Below are 13,858 nucleotides of genomic sequence, written 5' to 3' on the forward strand. Positions count from 1 at the left end.
GAGCACCGGCAGCGCCTCCATCGCCCGGAGCCGGGAAATGGCACGGACGGCCGCCGACGGCGCCACCGACGTCCTCCACCCGCTCATCACGATCACCCGTGGACTGCGTCGTCTGGCTGCCGCCGGACGACGCAAGTGGGCGGACACCCCCAAGGACCGGCGCGGACCGCTGCTGTTCCTGGTGGCCGCCGTGGTCCTGGTCGTGGTGTTCATTCCCTACGGGCCGCTGCTCGCGATCATCACGGTCATGGCGGCGGCCGCGTGGAAGGGCCGCGATCCCAAGCAGCCCGAGGAGCCGGCCGGACCCGACGAGTCGCAGGTCAAGCGCCTCTCCTCGCTCTACGAGGCGCTCGTGCCGTACTTCTCCGTGGCCGAGGACCCCAGCCCGCTCTACGCCCACGGCGGCGAGTGGGAGAAGGCCTTCGAGACGTACGACTTCGACGGCGACGGCCGCTTCGACCGGCTCACCATCAGCTATCCGGCCTACTTCGCCGACGGCGACCCGGAGTCGCGGGCGCGGATCGAGCAGCTGCTCGGCGCCAAGCTGGGCCGCGGCCGTGAGTACCACTTCGCCTGGGACGAGGAGGGCAACCACCTCACCGTGACGGTCCTCGCCCCGCTCCCCACCGACATCGCCGCCCAGCGCTTCGTGACCGCCCCCGCGGAGACGGTGCTCGGCTTCACCGACGAGACCGGGGTGCAGCGCACGCTGCCGGTCATGGACGGCGAGGAGCAGCGCGACGTGCCGCCGGTCGTCTGGCGCACCGGCGTCCGCTCCACCGAGCCCCACCTGCTGGCCGTGGGCCAGCCCGGCAGCGGCACGACGTCCCTCGTGCGCTCGATCGCGCTGCAGGCCCTCCAGCACGGTGACGTACTGATCATCGAGGGCAGCGGCACCGGCGACTACGCCTGCCTGGTCGGCCGGGACGGTGTCCTCGCCGTCGAGTGCGGGCTTGCGGGCGCGCTCGCCAGCCTCGAATGGGCGAGCAACGAGACCGAGCGCCGCCTCATCGCGGCGAACCGGGCCCGGCAGGCGGGACACCCGACGCCGGACGACATCAAGCGTCCGCTGTGGATCCTGCTCGACCGGCCCGGCGCGCTGGGTCATCTGGCCGCGGCGGACGGCCGCAAGGATCCGCAGAGCCTGCTCCAGGTGCCGCTGCGGCACGGGCGCGCGGCCGGGGTGACGGTCGTGGTGGCGGAGCAGTTCGACAGCCTCGACGCCCTGATCGAGCCGGTGCGCCAGCACACCCGCGCGCGCGTGGTGCTCGGTCCGGCCACCACGGAGGAGCTGGATGACGTCCTCGGCATCCAGCCGCCGACCACTCCCACCTCCGACGTACCGGCTGGCCGCGGCTACGCCCGGCTCGGCACGGGTCCGGTCCACCGGCTCCAGGTGCCGGCCACGCCCGACCCGTACGACGACGCGACCAGTGAGGCGCACCGGCAGGCCGTGATGGCGCTGCTGCCGGACCGGATCACGCCCGCGGAATCCGCCTCCGAGACCGCGGTCGAGGCGGTTCCGGACGAGGCCGAGGCGCTCGCGGAGCGCTGACGACGGATCACGCGATCAGGGTGCGCGGCACGTCCCCGCCCGCACCCTGACCGTCCGTCACGAGCCGCGCCGCCGCCGCGAGCCGCACCGCCGCCTCGTCGGCCACGGCGCCACCCACGGTGAACGGCAGCCGCACATACCCCTCGAAGGCGCCGTCGACGCCGAATCGCGGCCCGGACGGCACCCGCACCCCGACCCGCTCCCCCACCGCGGCGAGCCGCGAACCGGAGAGCCCGCCCGCCTTCACCCACAGCGTCAGGCCGCCCTCCGGCACGTCGAACTCCCAGTCGGGCAGCTCCCGGCGCAGCGCGGCGACGAGGGCGTCCCGGTTCTCCCGCGCCTGAGTGCGGCGCAGCTCCACGGCCTCCTCCCAGCCACCGGTGTTCAGCAGCCAGTTCACGGCCAGCTGCTCCAGGACCGGAGTGCCCAGATCGGCGTACGCGCGGGCGGCGACCAGGCTGCGGATCACGTCCGGGGCGGCCCGCACCCAGCCGATCCGCATGCCGGCCCAGAACGCCTTGCTGGCCGAGCCCACCGTGACGACCGTCGAGCCCGCCGGGTCGAACGCGCAGACGCGGCGCGGCATCTCCCGGTCCCGGTCGAAGTACAGCTCGGTCATGGTCTCGTCGACCACGAGCACGGTGCCCGCCGAGCGGGCCGCGTCGACCAGGGAGCGGCGCTGTTCCTCGTCGGCGAGCGCGCCGGTCGGGTTGTGGAAGTCGGCGACCACATAGGCGAGTCGCGGCGCGGCGTCCCGCAGGACCTGCCGCCAGCGGTCGAGGTCCCAGCCGGCGAGCCGGTCGGCCATGGCGACGGGGACGAGCCGCAGGCCGGCCTCCCGCATCAGCTGGAGGATGTTGGCGTAGCTGGGCGACTCGACGGCGACGCGCTCGCCGTGGCCCGCGAAGAGGTGGCAGATCGCGTCGATGGCGCCCATGGCGCCGGTCGTCACCATGATCTGCTCGGGCATGGTCGGGATGCCGTGCGCGGTGTACCGCTCGGCGATCATCGTGCGCAGCGCGGGCAGGCCGGCCGGGTAGTCGCCGTGGGTGTGGGCGTAGGGCGGCAGTTCGTCGAGGGCGCCCCGCACGGCGCGGGTCAGCCAGGGTTCCGGGGCGGGCAGCGCGGCCGTGCCGAGGTCGATCATCGAGCCGAGGGACTCGGGCGGCAGGGGTTCGAGGCCCCGCGCGGGAAGCGGGTTCCCGGCCGGGCCCGCGGTCCAACTGCCCGCCCCCCTGCGGGACTCCAGGTATCCCTCGCCGCGCAGCGCCTCGTAGGCGGCCGCGACGGTGGTGCGGCTGACCGAGAGCGCCTGGGCCAGTTCGCGCTCGGCGGGCAGCCGGGTGGCCACCGGGACGCGGCCCTCCAGGACGAGCAGCCGGATGCCGTCGGCGAGCGCCCGGTAGGCGGGCGGGCGGCGGGTGCCGGGCCCGGCGGGCCGGTCCTGCTGCGAGGTGAGCAGCCGGGCGAGCTGAGCCGAGCCGATCGCCGAAGTCCACTGAGCCATGCGGTCCAGTCCACCTTCCCGGAATTGGCCATGGTTGGCATGGGTTTACAGGCCACACAGTGTCACGAGTCGGTCCACCATCACCACAGGGGGCATCTCTTGTCAGCGCCAGAGCCGTCAGCGCCACAACCGTCAGTGCCGGAGCCGTCAGCGCCAGGGCCGTCGTCGCGGGCCGTACCGGGGAGCGGCTCACTCATCCGGCGTCTCCTCCAGCTTTATGTGGGTCTTGCCCTGTACGGCGCCAGTTCGGCGCTCCTGGTGGAGGCGGGGCTCGGCCTGGAGCCCTGGAACGTGCTGCACCAGGGGCTCTCCGAGCTGACCGGCGTCTCGATCGGCGTCGTGTCGATCGGCGTGGGCGCGGTGGTGCTGCTCCTGTGGATCCCGCTGCGGCAGCGGCCCGGTCTCGGCACGGTCTCGAACGTCTTCGTGGTGGGCCTCGCGATGGACGGCACGCTCGCCCTGGTGCCCGATGTGCATTCCTTCGGGGTGCGCGTTCCGCTGATGATCGTCGCGATCGTGCTCAACGGGGCGGCGACCGGCCTCTACATCGCGGCGAGGTTCGGCCCCGGCCCGCGCGACGGCCTCATGACGGGGCTGCATCTGCGCACGGGCCGCTCGATCCGGCTGATGCGCACCGCCGTCGAGGTCGCCGTCGTGGTGACCGGGTTCCTGCTCGGCGGCACGATCGGGGTGGGCACCGTGCTGTACGCGGTCGCGATCGGCCCGCTGGCCCAGTTCTTCCTGCGCGTCTTCGCCGCCCCCACGCCGTCCGCCGGATCCACCGTGGCCGCCGGGGCGTCACCCCGGCGGGCGATACTGCGACGGTGACCCACCCCGTACGCCACCCCTATCTCGACCATCCCGGTCCGCTCGCCCTCGCCCACCGCGGCGGGGCCGCGGGCGGTCTGGAGAACACGCTCGCCGCGTTCCGGCACGCCGTGGACCTCGGTTACCGCTACATCGAGACCGATGTGCACGCGACGAGCGAGGGCCGCCTGGTCGCGTTCCACGACGCCACCCTCGACCGGGTCACGGACGCGCGGGGCCGGATCGCCGATCTGCCGTGGAGCGAGATCCGCCACGCGCGCGTGGCGGGCACGGAACCGGTCCCCCTCTTCGAGGACCTGCTGGAGGCCTTCCCCGACGTCCGCTGGAACGTGGACGTGAAGGCCGAACCGGCCCTCGTGCCCCTGCTCGACCTGCTGCGCCGCACGCGCGCGTGGGACCGGGTCTGCGTCGGCTCCTTCTCGGAGCGCCGGGTCGCACGGGCGCAGGCGCTCGCCGGACCGCGCCTCGCCACCTCGTACGGCACCAAGGGAGTACTCGGTCTGCGCCTGAAGTCGTACGGGCTTCCGGCGGCGCTGCGCCGCTCGGCCGTCTGCGCCCAGGTCCCGGTCACCCACGGGCGGATCCGGGTGGTCGACGAGCGTTTCGTGCGGGCCGCCCACGCGCGCGGGCTGCAGGTCCACGTCTGGACGGTCAACGACGAGTCCGAGATGCGGCGACTTCTCGACCTGGGGGTCGATGGCATAGTTTCCGATCACATCGAGACGCTGCGGGACGTCCTGAAGGACCAGGGAAGCTGGGCCTGAGGAACGCCGCCCGCGGCGCGACGGTCACACGGGGACGACAGGACAACAAGGGGACACGGGTGGGCACCGACACCGCTCAGGGGACGGCGGCGGGCGCGACCGCCCTGGCCGACCGCAAGCGCGAACAACGCGGCTGGTACTTCTACGACTGGGCGTGCTCGGTCTACTCGACGAGCGTCCTGACTGTGTTCCTTGGCCCGTACCTCACCTCGGTCGCGAAGGCCGCGGCGGACGCGGACGGCTATGTGCACCCCCTGGGCATACCGGTGCGCGCCGGGTCCTTCTTCGCGTACACGGTCTCCCTCTCGGTGATCGTCGCGATCTTCCTGATGCCGCTCGCGGGCGCGGCCGCCGACCGTTCGGGCCGCAAGAAGCCGCTGCTCGCGCTCTCCGCCTACATCGGCGCCGCGGCCACGACGGCCATGTTCTTCCTGAACGGCGACCGCTATCTGCTGGGCGGCCTGCTCCTCGTGGTGGCGAACGCCGCGCTGGCCGTGTCGATGGCGCTCTACAACTCCTTCCTGCCGCAGATCGCCCCGCCCGAGGAGCGCGACGCCGTGTCGTCGCGCGGCTGGGCCTTCGGCTACGCGGCCGGCTCGCTCGTCCTCGTGGTGAATCTGGTGCTGTATCTGGCACACGACTCCTTCGGTCTCACGGAGTCGGCGGCGGTGCGCATCTGTCTCGCCTCGGCCGGGCTCTGGTGGGGCGCGTTCACCCTGATCCCGCTACGCCGTCTGCGTGAGCGGCGCCCGGTCCCCGCGCAGGGCGGCGGCACGGGGACGACGACGGGGGTGCGTCAGCTGCTCGCCACTTTGAAGGACATGCGCCGCCATCCGTTGACGCTCTCCTTCCTGCTGGCCTATCTCGTCTACAACGACGGCGTGCAGACCGTGATCTCCCAGGCGTCCGTGTACGGCTCCGAGGAACTGGGCCTCGATCAGTCCGCGCTGATCACGGCGGTTCTCCTGGTGCAGGTCCTGGCGGTGGCCGGGGCGCTCGGAATGGGCCGCCTCGCGCGTGCGTACGGAGCGAAGCGCACGATCCTCGGCTCCCTGGTGGCGTGGACGGTGACCATCGGGGCGGGTTACTTCCTGCCGAAGGACTCCCCCGTGTGGTTCTACGCCCTGGCGGTCGGCATCGGCCTCGTCCTCGGCGGCACCCAGGCCCTCTCCCGCTCTCTGTTCTCGCACCTCGTCCCGGCGGGCAAGGAGGCCGAGTACTTCTCCGCGTACGAGATGAGCGACCGGGGCATGAGCTGGGTGGGACCACTGGTGTTCGGACTCGCGTTCCAGCTGACCGGAAGCTACCGGTACGCGATCGTGTCCCTGGTCGCTTTCTTCGTGATCGGTTTTGTCCTGCTCGCGCGGGTACCTGTTCGTCAGGCGATCCGCGACGCGGGGAATCCTGTACCGACCCGGATTTAGCACCTGAAGGCAAAGGCCGGTAGTGTACGCGGTTGGCCTGCCAGGCGTACCGTTACTGCACGTCAAGAATGTGCGACGTTAGGCCACATCTGGTGTCAGATGTGACAAACCGGGCACTGGTGGGTACAACAAGGGGCGGCTACGACGGCGACGCATGACCCGGGGACCGGGAATCTTTACCGCCGACCGGACGTTGACCGGATGACGACGACAGCGACACCTGTCCTGTGGGCGACAAGCCCGGGAGGCACGATTCATGAGTGAGCGAGCTCTTCGCGGCACACGCCTCGTAGTGACCAGCTACGAGACGGACCGCGGCATCGACCTGGCCCCGCGCCAGGCCGTGGAGTACGCATGCGAGAAGGGCCATCGCTTTGAGATGCCCTTCTCCGTGGAGGCCGAGATTCCGCCGGAGTGGGAGTGCAAGGTCTGCGGGGCCCAGGCACTTCTTGTGGACGGTGACGGCCCTGAGGAGAAGAAGGCGAAGCCCGCCCGTACGCATTGGGACATGCTGATGGAGCGGCGCACCCGCGAGGAGCTCGAAGAGGTCCTCGAGGAGCGCCTGGCGGTGCTGCGCTCGGGCGCGATGAACATCGCGGTTCACCCGAGGGACAGCCGCAAGTCCGCGTAATCCCTGCGGGGCTTGGCAAAGACTGCGAACGGCCGGGGGCCGGACACACATCCTGTGTCCGGCCCCCGGCCTTGTCGTGTGCGCCCGCGCCGCCTCAGGGCGCGATCGGCGGGCGCGGGTCGGCGTCGTCCCGGCGCGGGCCCGGGTACTCGTCCTCGCGGACGACCTCACCCTGGATGACCGTGGAGCCCGGCTGGCGCATGCGCGCCTGCTGGAACGCGTTCCCCAGCGAACCCGGGGCCGCCGCGCTCATCCTCTTCTCCAGCGACCGCTCCGTGTAGCGGCTCAGGGCCGTGCGCAGCGGCGGGAGCAGGAGCAGCAGGCCGAAGGCGTCGGTGATCAGTCCGGGGATCATCAGCAGGAGACCGGCGAGCATCAGCAGCCCGTTGCCCGGCCGGCGCTGCTCTCCCGCCTCCACGACGCCCTGCTGCTGGCGCCGGAGCGTCTCGTTCAGGCTCTGGAAGGCGCGGCGGCCCGCCGCCTTGATCACGACGGCGCCCAGCACGAAGCCCGCGACCATCACCAGGAAGTACCAGAAGCCACCGATCGCCCCCGCGACCACGGTCCCCAGCCAGATCTCGAGGATCACCCACGCGGCGACGCCGATCGGCAGGAGCGTACGGACACGGGAGCGCCGGGCTCCCGTGGGCTTGAGGGGCGGAGTACCAGTGGTCATGCCTCAAGTGTGCCCGGTACCGCGTCCGAGTGGCGTAAGCAGAGGATCAGCAGTGCCCGGTCAGGAGGGGCTCAGGGGGTGTCGGGGCCGCGTCCGAGCACCTTGCCGACCCGCTCCCCCACGCCCCACGTGGTGACCCGCCACAGGGCCTCCACGACGATGTCCTTGCTCATCTTGGAGTCGCCCAGCTCGCGCTCGACGAAGGTGATCGGCACCTCGACGACGTGATAGCCGGCCTTGATGGCGCGGCGGGCGAGGTCGACCTGGAAGCAGTAGCCCTGCGAGGCGACCTCGTCGAGGCCGAGGCCTTCGAGGGTCTCGCGGCGGAAGGCGCGGAAACCGCCGGTGACGTCGCGGATCGGGACGTCGAGCAGGAGGCGCGAGTACGTGGAGCCGCCGCGGGAGAGGAACTCGCGGGACTTGGGCCAGTTGACGACCCGGCCGCCCGGCACCCAGCGCGAGCCGAGCACGAGGTCGGCGCCCTTGAGCGCGGTGAGCAGCCGGGGCAGTTCCTCGGGCTGGTGCGAGCCGTCGGCGTCCATCTCGATCAGTACGCCGTAGTCGTGCTCGATGCCCCAGGCGAAGCCGGCCAGATAGGCGGCGCCCAGGCCCTCCTTGCCGGTGCGGTGCAGGACGTGCACCTGATCGTCGTCGGCGGCCAGCTCGTCGGCCAGCTTGCCGGTGCCGTCCGGGCTGTTGTCGTCGGCGACCAGGACGTGCGCCGCGGGCACCGCCGCCCGGACGCGGCCCACGATGGACGTGATGTTCTCCGCCTCGTTGAAGGTCGGAATGATCACCAAGGCCGTACCCAGAGGGCCGAACTTCCGCCCACCGCCGTCGCTCACAGGTTCCCCTTAAAACTTCCGTTCACAAGAGGACCACCATAGCGAGCAGGAATGATCACGCCGACCCGGCGCCCCAGGGGCGGGTGCGGGAGAACTGCGGATCGGGGCCGGGCGTCCTTCGGGCCGACCTGGGGCCCGCTGGCTGCGGGTCGACCTAAAGCCGTTGTCTACTGAACGCCCGGGCCCCACCCGGGTCGCACCTGGCTCGACCGGCCGGAACGTTCCAGCGCCCCGTGGCGCGGGCGCTGGGCCTGGCTCCCAGTGGCGGTGCGCCGGTGCGGCGCACCACCCCCTGACCCAGCTGCGTTCGACGACTGCGTGGACTTCCCCGGTCGTGCCTGGAAGGTGGTGGACCCGGCCGAACCTACCCGTCCCCCGCCGCGTTCTGTCAACAGCCGTTTGACCTGGGGGTCTTTGGCAAGGTGCCTGGTCAGGGCAGAGGACGCGCAGGTCGTGCGGGACGGCGCGGGCCCGCGATCGGATGCGCGCCGCCCCGGTATCTCACTCGTCCGGCCGTACGAAGACCGTTTGTCCGAACACGACGGTCCGCATGCAGACCGGGAGCGCGGCGCCGGGGCTCAGGTCCGGCAGGCCCGGGGTGCCCGAGCGCGGGTCGGTCGACCAGCGGGCCACCCGGTCGTCCGGGGCCTGCACGATCAGCTCGTCGGTGCGCCAGACCGCGTAGTCGGCGGGAGCGCCCGGGACGAGGACGCCCGCGTCGTCGCGGCCGACGGCGCGCCAGCCGCCGCGGGTGTGGGCGGTGAACGCGGCCCGTACGGAGACGCGGTGCTCGGGGGTGCGGTGGAAGGCGGCGGCGCGGATGGTGCCCCACGGGTCGAGCGGGGTGACCGGGCTGTCCGAGCCGAAGGCGAGCGGGACGCCGGCCTTCAGCAGGGCCGCGTACGGGTTGAGGGTGCGGGCCCGCTCGGCGCCGAGGCGATCGGCGTACATGCCGTCCGCGCCGCCCCACAGGGCGTCGAAGGCGGGCTGCACGGAGGCGGTCAGGCCGAACTCCGCGAAGGCGGCGACGGTCTCGGGGGTGAGCATCTCGGCGTGCTCGACACGGTGTCGTGCGGCGCGCACGCGCGCGAGGCCGACCTTCTCGGCGGCCGCGCGCATCCCGTCGACCACGGCGGTGCAGGCGGCGTCGCCGATGGCGTGGAAACCGGCCTGGAGGCCCGCCTCCGTGCAGGCGACCACATGGGCGGCGACGTCGTCCGCCGTGAGGTAGGCGGTGCCGGTGTGGGCCGTGTCGGCGTACGGCTCGTGCAGGCAGGCCGTGTGCGAACCGAGCGAGCCGTCCACGAAGAGGTCACCGGCGGCGCCGAGCGCGCCCAGGCTCCGGACCCGCTCGATGTCGCGGTCCGCCCAATAGCCGGCGACGCGCGGTCCCGGCTCGGAGCGGGCGAGGTCGAGCAGGCCCGTGAAGTCGTCCTCGGAGGAGATGTCGGGGCCGCCGCACTCGTGCACCGAGCCGATCCCGAGCGAGGCGGCGTGCCGGAGGGCGGCGCGCTGGGCCTCGGTGCGCTGCTGGGGGCCGACCGCGGCGAGGGCGGCGGCGCGTACGGCGTGGTGGGCGTCGCGGGTGAGAGGGCCCTCGGGGTCGTATCCGGCGCGGTCGGTGACGCCGGGGACGAGGTCGAGCAGGGCCGTGCTCACGACGGCCGAGTGCACGTCGATGCGGGTGAGATAGACGGGGCGGCCGCCGGTGGCCTCGTCGAGTTCGGCGCGGGTGGGCGGGACGCGGTCCGGCCAGCGGGCGGCGTCCCAGCCGTGGCCGAGCAGGACCCGGTCGGTGGGGCGGGCCGCGGCGTGGTCCCGTACGAGGGTGAGGGCTTCGGCGCGGGAGCGTGCGACGGTGAGGTCGAGCCCGGTGAGGGCCAGACCGGTCGACGTGGTGTGCACATGGGCGTCGGTGAACGCCGGGGTGACCAGGGCGCCGTCGAGGTCTACGGTCTCGTCCACACCGTCCGCGAACGCGTCCGCCGCGCCTTCCGAACCGACCCAGGCGACGTGGCCCGCCTCCACGACCATGGCGGTCGCGAAGGGGTCGGCGGGGCTGTGGACCTCGCCGCGGCGCAGGAGGACGGTGCGGGGGCTGGGGGGCGTGCTCATGGGGAACAGTTTCCCGTGTCGTGCAGGGTGCTCCGGTATCGGGGTGCTGTTTCCCCGGCGGCGCTGGGGTGCAGGCCTGTCGGGCGCTTGCCCCGCGCCGGGGGCCGCCTTGCCCACCCTGCCGCCCATGGCGGCAGATTGCCCAAGGCGGGGGGCGGGGACTAGATGCGCGGGGGGCGGGACTCGTACGGGGTGGAGAGGACCACCGTCGTGCGGGTCGAGACGCCGGCCAGCGAGCGGACCCGGGCCAGGAGGTTCTCCAGTTCGTGCGGGGTCTCCACCCGGACCTTCAGGATGTAGTTCTCGTCGCCGGCCACGCTGTGGCAGGCCTCGATCTCCGGTACGCCCGCGAGGCGTTCGGCGATGTCGTCGGGGGCGCTCGGGTCGAACGGCTTCACCGAGATGAACGCCGTCATCGGCAGCCCGACCGCCTCGGGGTCGACGACCGCCGCGTAGCCGCGGATCACTCCGCGCTGTTCGAGCCGGCGCACGCGCTGGTGCACCGCTGACGTGGACAGGCCCGTGGCCTTGCCCAGGTCGGTGTAGCTCATCCGCCCGTCCTTGACGAGCAGCTGCACAATCTGTCGGTCGAGCTCCTCCATGGCGATGAACCTACCCGTCCCTTGATCCCCCCGGTACCGCGAAGGGCCTCTCGTCTACCGCGTCACCGGCACCTGCAATCGGCATGTGACGAAGACCACACCGTTCGGGCCGTGTCCAGAGGCATCGCGCGGTTACCTCGCGCACGGGGCGGGAAGTGCTTGCTGTGGCCGAGGCCGCGACTCATGGACATCCGCGCCCGGCCCACCCGAGGGGGAGAATCCCATGCAGAGTGTGAAGCGTCCCGGACGCACTGCCGCGCGCGGCAACCGCAAGCAGGCGGTCGTCGAGCCCCAGCCGGAGGGTGTCGAACCCGGCTTCGACGAGGGCGTCGACGAGCTCGACGCGTACGACACGTTCGAGATGTACCGGGTGATCTGCCCGGACTGCGCCCAGCCCATCGCCCTCCTCGCCGACGAGGACCGGCTGCCCGAGCACGCCCACGTGACCTCGCCCTGGAACCCGTTCGGGCTCTCCGTGTGCGCGGGCACCGGCCGTACGGCCGCCGAGGCGCGCCCCGCCGACGAGATGACGGGCACTCAGGAGCAGGACACCGCGCTGCTGTTGACGCTCCCTCAGGGGCTCGACTGGCGCACCCAGCCGTTCTCGCACGTCGGCGGGCCCGGCTCGCGCCCGATCCGGGTGCCCCGCCAGCGCAGCAGCGCCGCCTGACCTACCGCGGGTCCCTCCAGTAACTGCCCTGCACCATGGCGCGCAGACTGTCGTGGTGCAGGATCAGTGTGTCCGGATCCGCGGGCACGGCGACCTCGCCGAAGTGGGCCTGCCGGTAGGCGACCCTGAGCATCACCACCGCGTGCCGCAGGGCGGCGTAGAGTGTGTAGAAGTCCATGTCGCGCGGGGTGTGGCCGGTGCGGCGCGCATAGCTCTCCTCGATCCGGTCGCGACGCAGGAACGCGGGCAGCCCCGGCTGGCCGAAGCTCACCGTGAGGTCCTGGAAGAAGCGGTGCAGATAGACGGTCCAGCCGAGGTCGACCTCGCGCGGCGCCAGGGCCGCCATCTCCCAGTCGAGCACGGCGGCCGGTTCGAAGCCGTCGTAGATGATGTTGCCGATGCGGGCGTCGCCCCAGTTGAGGACCGCGGCGCCCTCCTCGTGCGGCCACAGCTCCTCCAGGCGGTCGAAGGCGCGCTCGATCAGCGGTGACGGGGCGAGCCCAGCCACCACCCAGGCGTAGTAGGCGCGTTGGGCGGTGACGTGGCGGCGCAGCGGGCTGCCGTCGCCGGGCAGCGCCAGGAACTCCGCGTCGGCCGCCGGTACGCCGTCGTGCAGCCGGGCGATGACGCCGATGCTCGCCTCTTCGAGACGGGCGCGCTCGGCGTCCGTCGCCGCGTGCAGCCAGTTGCCCTCGTAGGTGTACGGCATGACGTCGGGCGGCACCCGCCCCGCGACCCGCTCCATGACGAAGAAGGGTGCGCCGAGCGGCCCCGGGTCCTCCTCCAGCCACAGCACGCGCGGCACCGGGATCCCGGCACGCTCGGCGGCGAGCCGCATCGTGCGGTACTGCCGTGGCATGTCGTACACCGGGAAGATCGTGTACGCGGACGGGTCGGCCGCGAGCCGCAACGCGCAGGCGCGCACCGGTGGTTCGGGGTGCTCGATGTCGAAGAGGAGCGTCTCGCTGGACATGCCGTTGGACTCGGGCACGGAGACGTTCACCGCCTTGGCGCCCGGCAGTCGGCCGCCGAGCCACGCGGTGAGGCGGCGGGCGAGCTCTTCGGGTTCACGGGTGGAGGTGCGCGGGCGTGGCGCTGTCGCCATCGTCGAACTCCCTCTGCCTGAAGGTGGGTTACGGGCGTTCCGGGGCCACGGAGTCGAAGCCGGTGAAGCCGCTCGGGTCGTGCCGGCCGAAGCTGCCGTGCTCGAAGATGCCGTGGCCGACCTGCCCGTCGAGGGTGAAGCGGGCCGCGTGGTCGGTCACTCCGTACCCGGCCAGGGGGTGCGCGGACGGGTCGGAGAGGTCGTAGGCGCGCCGGTCGGTCCAGCCGCGTCCCTGCCAGGTGCCGTGCTGCCAGTCGTCGGCGGGCGGATAGCCGGCGCCGAGCGCGAGCGGCGAGGAGGTGAGGATCTCCACGCCGAGTTCGAGGGGCTTGCGGGTGGCCGGGTCGGTGAGGTGGACGACCGCGCTCTCGGGGTGCCGGGTGCCGGGGCGGTAGACGATGTCGGTCTGCGGCCAGCCGAGTTGGCGGTCGCGGTGTCCGTCCTGGACGAGGGTGGCGTCCGTGAGGGTGCGGTATCCGTCGGCGTCCTCCTGGGTGACGACCATGAGGAAGCGGTCGTCGAAGCGGACCGGCGCCCAGATCCAGTGGAAGCCCTCGGTGGGGTGGTCCTGGGCGAGCCGGCCGCCCTCCTCGCCGGGCACCGGGCGCACTCCCCAGCTGCGGTCGCGGGTGCCGGTCCAGTCGCGCACCTCGATCTCGCGGCCGCCGACGCGCAGCCGTCCGTCGACCCGGCCCGCCTGCACGAACCGCTTGCCCTCCAGGGTCAGCCGTCCGCCCCTGCGCTGGAGGTGGTGCGGCTCCCACAGCGCCGGGAAGTCGGCCCGCCAGGTCATCTCGTACGAGAGTCCGTCCGGCTCGTCCGGGTCGGCGGCGCACGTGAGAACGAACTCCTTGAGCGGGCGCTCGACCCGGATCCGCAGCGGGCCGACCTCCATCCGCATCCGGTCCTCCTCGTCCAGCGCGTCCGAGGCGCGGACGGCGTGCAGGGTGTCACCGGCGCGGAGGGTGGCGTAGGCGTCGACGACGCCGAGGTTGGGGTAGACGCCGAGACCGAGGATGAGCAGGAAGTGCCCCTCGGGGTCGACGAGGTGGAAGATGCAGCGGTCGTAGGCGTTGCGGTCGCCGGTCGCCACGTGCCGCATCGACAGCGGGACCTGGTGGACGGGGTACTCGTCG

The 13,858-nt window shown here is 72.5% G+C and carries 13 protein-coding genes; 6 read left to right on the plus strand and 7 right to left on the minus strand.

Annotated elements, in window-relative coordinates; genetic code table 11:
- Positions 1–37 precede the first annotated feature (37 nt).
- On the plus strand, positions 38–1,555 hold the full coding sequence (locus tag K377_RS24105) for a hypothetical protein (protein WP_237551399.1): 1,518 nt from the start codon (positions 38–40) through the stop codon (positions 1,553–1,555).
- A gap of 7 nt (positions 1,556–1,562) precedes the next feature.
- Here K377_RS24105 and K377_RS24110 read toward each other — a convergent pair whose 3' ends face one another.
- Positions 1,563–3,062, minus strand: coding sequence for a PLP-dependent aminotransferase family protein (locus K377_RS24110; protein ID WP_111665590.1), 1,500 nt, complete (start codon positions 3,060–3,062; stop codon positions 1,563–1,565).
- A gap of 195 nt (positions 3,063–3,257) precedes the next feature.
- On the opposite strand from K377_RS24110, the gene K377_RS24115 reads away from it, so the two are divergent.
- The 4 genes from K377_RS24115 (at position 3,258) to K377_RS24130 (ending at position 6,709) form a co-directional block, all read left to right on the plus strand.
- Positions 3,258–3,890 carry a hypothetical protein gene (locus tag K377_RS24115; protein WP_111665817.1) on the plus strand — a complete coding sequence of 211 codons (633 nt, stop codon included), beginning with the start codon at positions 3,258–3,260 and terminating at the stop codon, positions 3,888–3,890.
- On the plus strand, positions 3,887–4,654 hold the full coding sequence (locus K377_RS24120) for a glycerophosphodiester phosphodiesterase (protein ID WP_111665591.1): 768 nt from the start codon (positions 3,887–3,889) through the stop codon (positions 4,652–4,654). Before K377_RS24115 ends, K377_RS24120 begins: the two co-directional genes overlap by 4 nt.
- A 59-nt stretch (positions 4,655–4,713) precedes the next feature.
- Positions 4,714–6,078, plus strand: a complete 1,365-nt coding sequence (locus tag K377_RS24125) for an MFS transporter (protein WP_111665592.1) — start codon at positions 4,714–4,716, stop codon at positions 6,076–6,078.
- A 256-nt stretch (positions 6,079–6,334) separates the two neighbouring features.
- Positions 6,335–6,709, plus strand: coding sequence for an RNA polymerase-binding protein RbpA (locus tag K377_RS24130; RefSeq protein ID WP_003977404.1), 375 nt, complete (start codon positions 6,335–6,337; stop codon positions 6,707–6,709).
- 94 nt (positions 6,710–6,803) lie between these two features.
- Here the strand turns inward: K377_RS24130 and fxsA are convergent, their stop codons facing one another.
- From fxsA to K377_RS24150, 4 genes are all read right to left on the minus strand, one after another.
- Positions 6,804–7,385, minus strand: coding sequence for an FxsA family membrane protein (gene fxsA / locus K377_RS24135; protein WP_111665593.1), 582 nt, complete (start codon positions 7,383–7,385; stop codon positions 6,804–6,806).
- A 71-nt stretch (positions 7,386–7,456) separates the two neighbouring features.
- Entirely contained in the window at positions 7,457–8,230 is a 774-nt protein-coding gene (locus K377_RS24140) for a polyprenol monophosphomannose synthase (protein WP_111665594.1), read from the minus strand.
- 501 nt (positions 8,231–8,731) lie between these two features.
- Positions 8,732–10,345: an amidohydrolase gene (locus K377_RS24145; protein ID WP_111665595.1), complete on the minus strand. Its 1,614-nt coding sequence runs from the start codon at positions 10,343–10,345 to the stop codon at positions 8,732–8,734.
- Positions 10,346–10,506: 161 nt separating this feature from the next.
- On the minus strand, positions 10,507–10,947 hold the full coding sequence (locus K377_RS24150) for an Lrp/AsnC family transcriptional regulator (protein WP_111665596.1): 441 nt from the start codon (positions 10,945–10,947) through the stop codon (positions 10,507–10,509).
- A gap of 223 nt (positions 10,948–11,170) precedes the next feature.
- Here K377_RS24150 and K377_RS24155 point away from each other — a divergent pair, with 223 nt between their 5' ends.
- A complete protein-coding gene (locus tag K377_RS24155; protein ID WP_111665597.1) occupies positions 11,171–11,617 on the plus strand; it encodes a hypothetical protein in 447 nt (148 codons plus the stop codon).
- 1 nt (position 11,618) lies between these two features.
- Here the strand turns inward: K377_RS24155 and K377_RS24160 are convergent, their stop codons facing one another.
- Complete coding sequence (locus K377_RS24160; protein ID WP_111665598.1) at positions 11,619–12,722, minus strand: phosphotransferase family protein; 1,104 nt, start codon at positions 12,720–12,722, stop codon at positions 11,619–11,621.
- 28 nt (positions 12,723–12,750) lie between these two features.
- A complete protein-coding gene (locus K377_RS24165; protein ID WP_375605954.1) occupies positions 12,751–13,824 on the minus strand; it encodes a hypothetical protein in 1,074 nt (357 codons plus the stop codon).
- Positions 13,825–13,858: the final 34 nt, after the last annotated feature.

Origin of the sequence: Streptomyces sp. PsTaAH-137, from assembly GCF_003259365.1 — a bacterium.
In the GTDB taxonomy this organism is placed as follows: domain Bacteria; phylum Actinomycetota; class Actinomycetes; order Streptomycetales; family Streptomycetaceae; genus Streptomyces.

Bases quoted from the DNA above. Each gene is read 5' to 3' on its own strand.
- K377_RS24130 (WP_003977404.1), top strand. From the start codon at position 6,335: ATGAGTGAGCGAGCTCTTCGCGGCACACGCCTCGTAGTGACCAGCTAC.
- K377_RS24145 (WP_111665595.1), bottom strand. From the start codon at position 10,345: ATGAGCACGCCCCCCAGCCCCCGCACCGTCCTCCTGCGCCGCGGCGAG.
- fxsA (WP_111665593.1), bottom strand. From the start codon at position 7,385: ATGACCACTGGTACTCCGCCCCTCAAGCCCACGGGAGCCCGGCGCTCC.
- K377_RS24150 (WP_111665596.1), bottom strand. From the start codon at position 10,947: ATGGAGGAGCTCGACCGACAGATTGTGCAGCTGCTCGTCAAGGACGGG.
- K377_RS24155 (WP_111665597.1), top strand. From the start codon at position 11,171: ATGCAGAGTGTGAAGCGTCCCGGACGCACTGCCGCGCGCGGCAACCGC.
- K377_RS24110 (WP_111665590.1), bottom strand. From the start codon at position 3,062: ATGGCTCAGTGGACTTCGGCGATCGGCTCGGCTCAGCTCGCCCGGCTG.
- K377_RS24165 (WP_375605954.1), bottom strand. From the start codon at position 13,824: ATGCGGCACGTGGCGACCGGCGACCGCAACGCCTACGACCGCTGCATC.
- K377_RS24160 (WP_111665598.1), bottom strand. From the start codon at position 12,722: ATGGCGACAGCGCCACGCCCGCGCACCTCCACCCGTGAACCCGAAGAG.
- K377_RS24105 (WP_237551399.1), top strand. From the start codon at position 38: ATGGCACGGACGGCCGCCGACGGCGCCACCGACGTCCTCCACCCGCTC.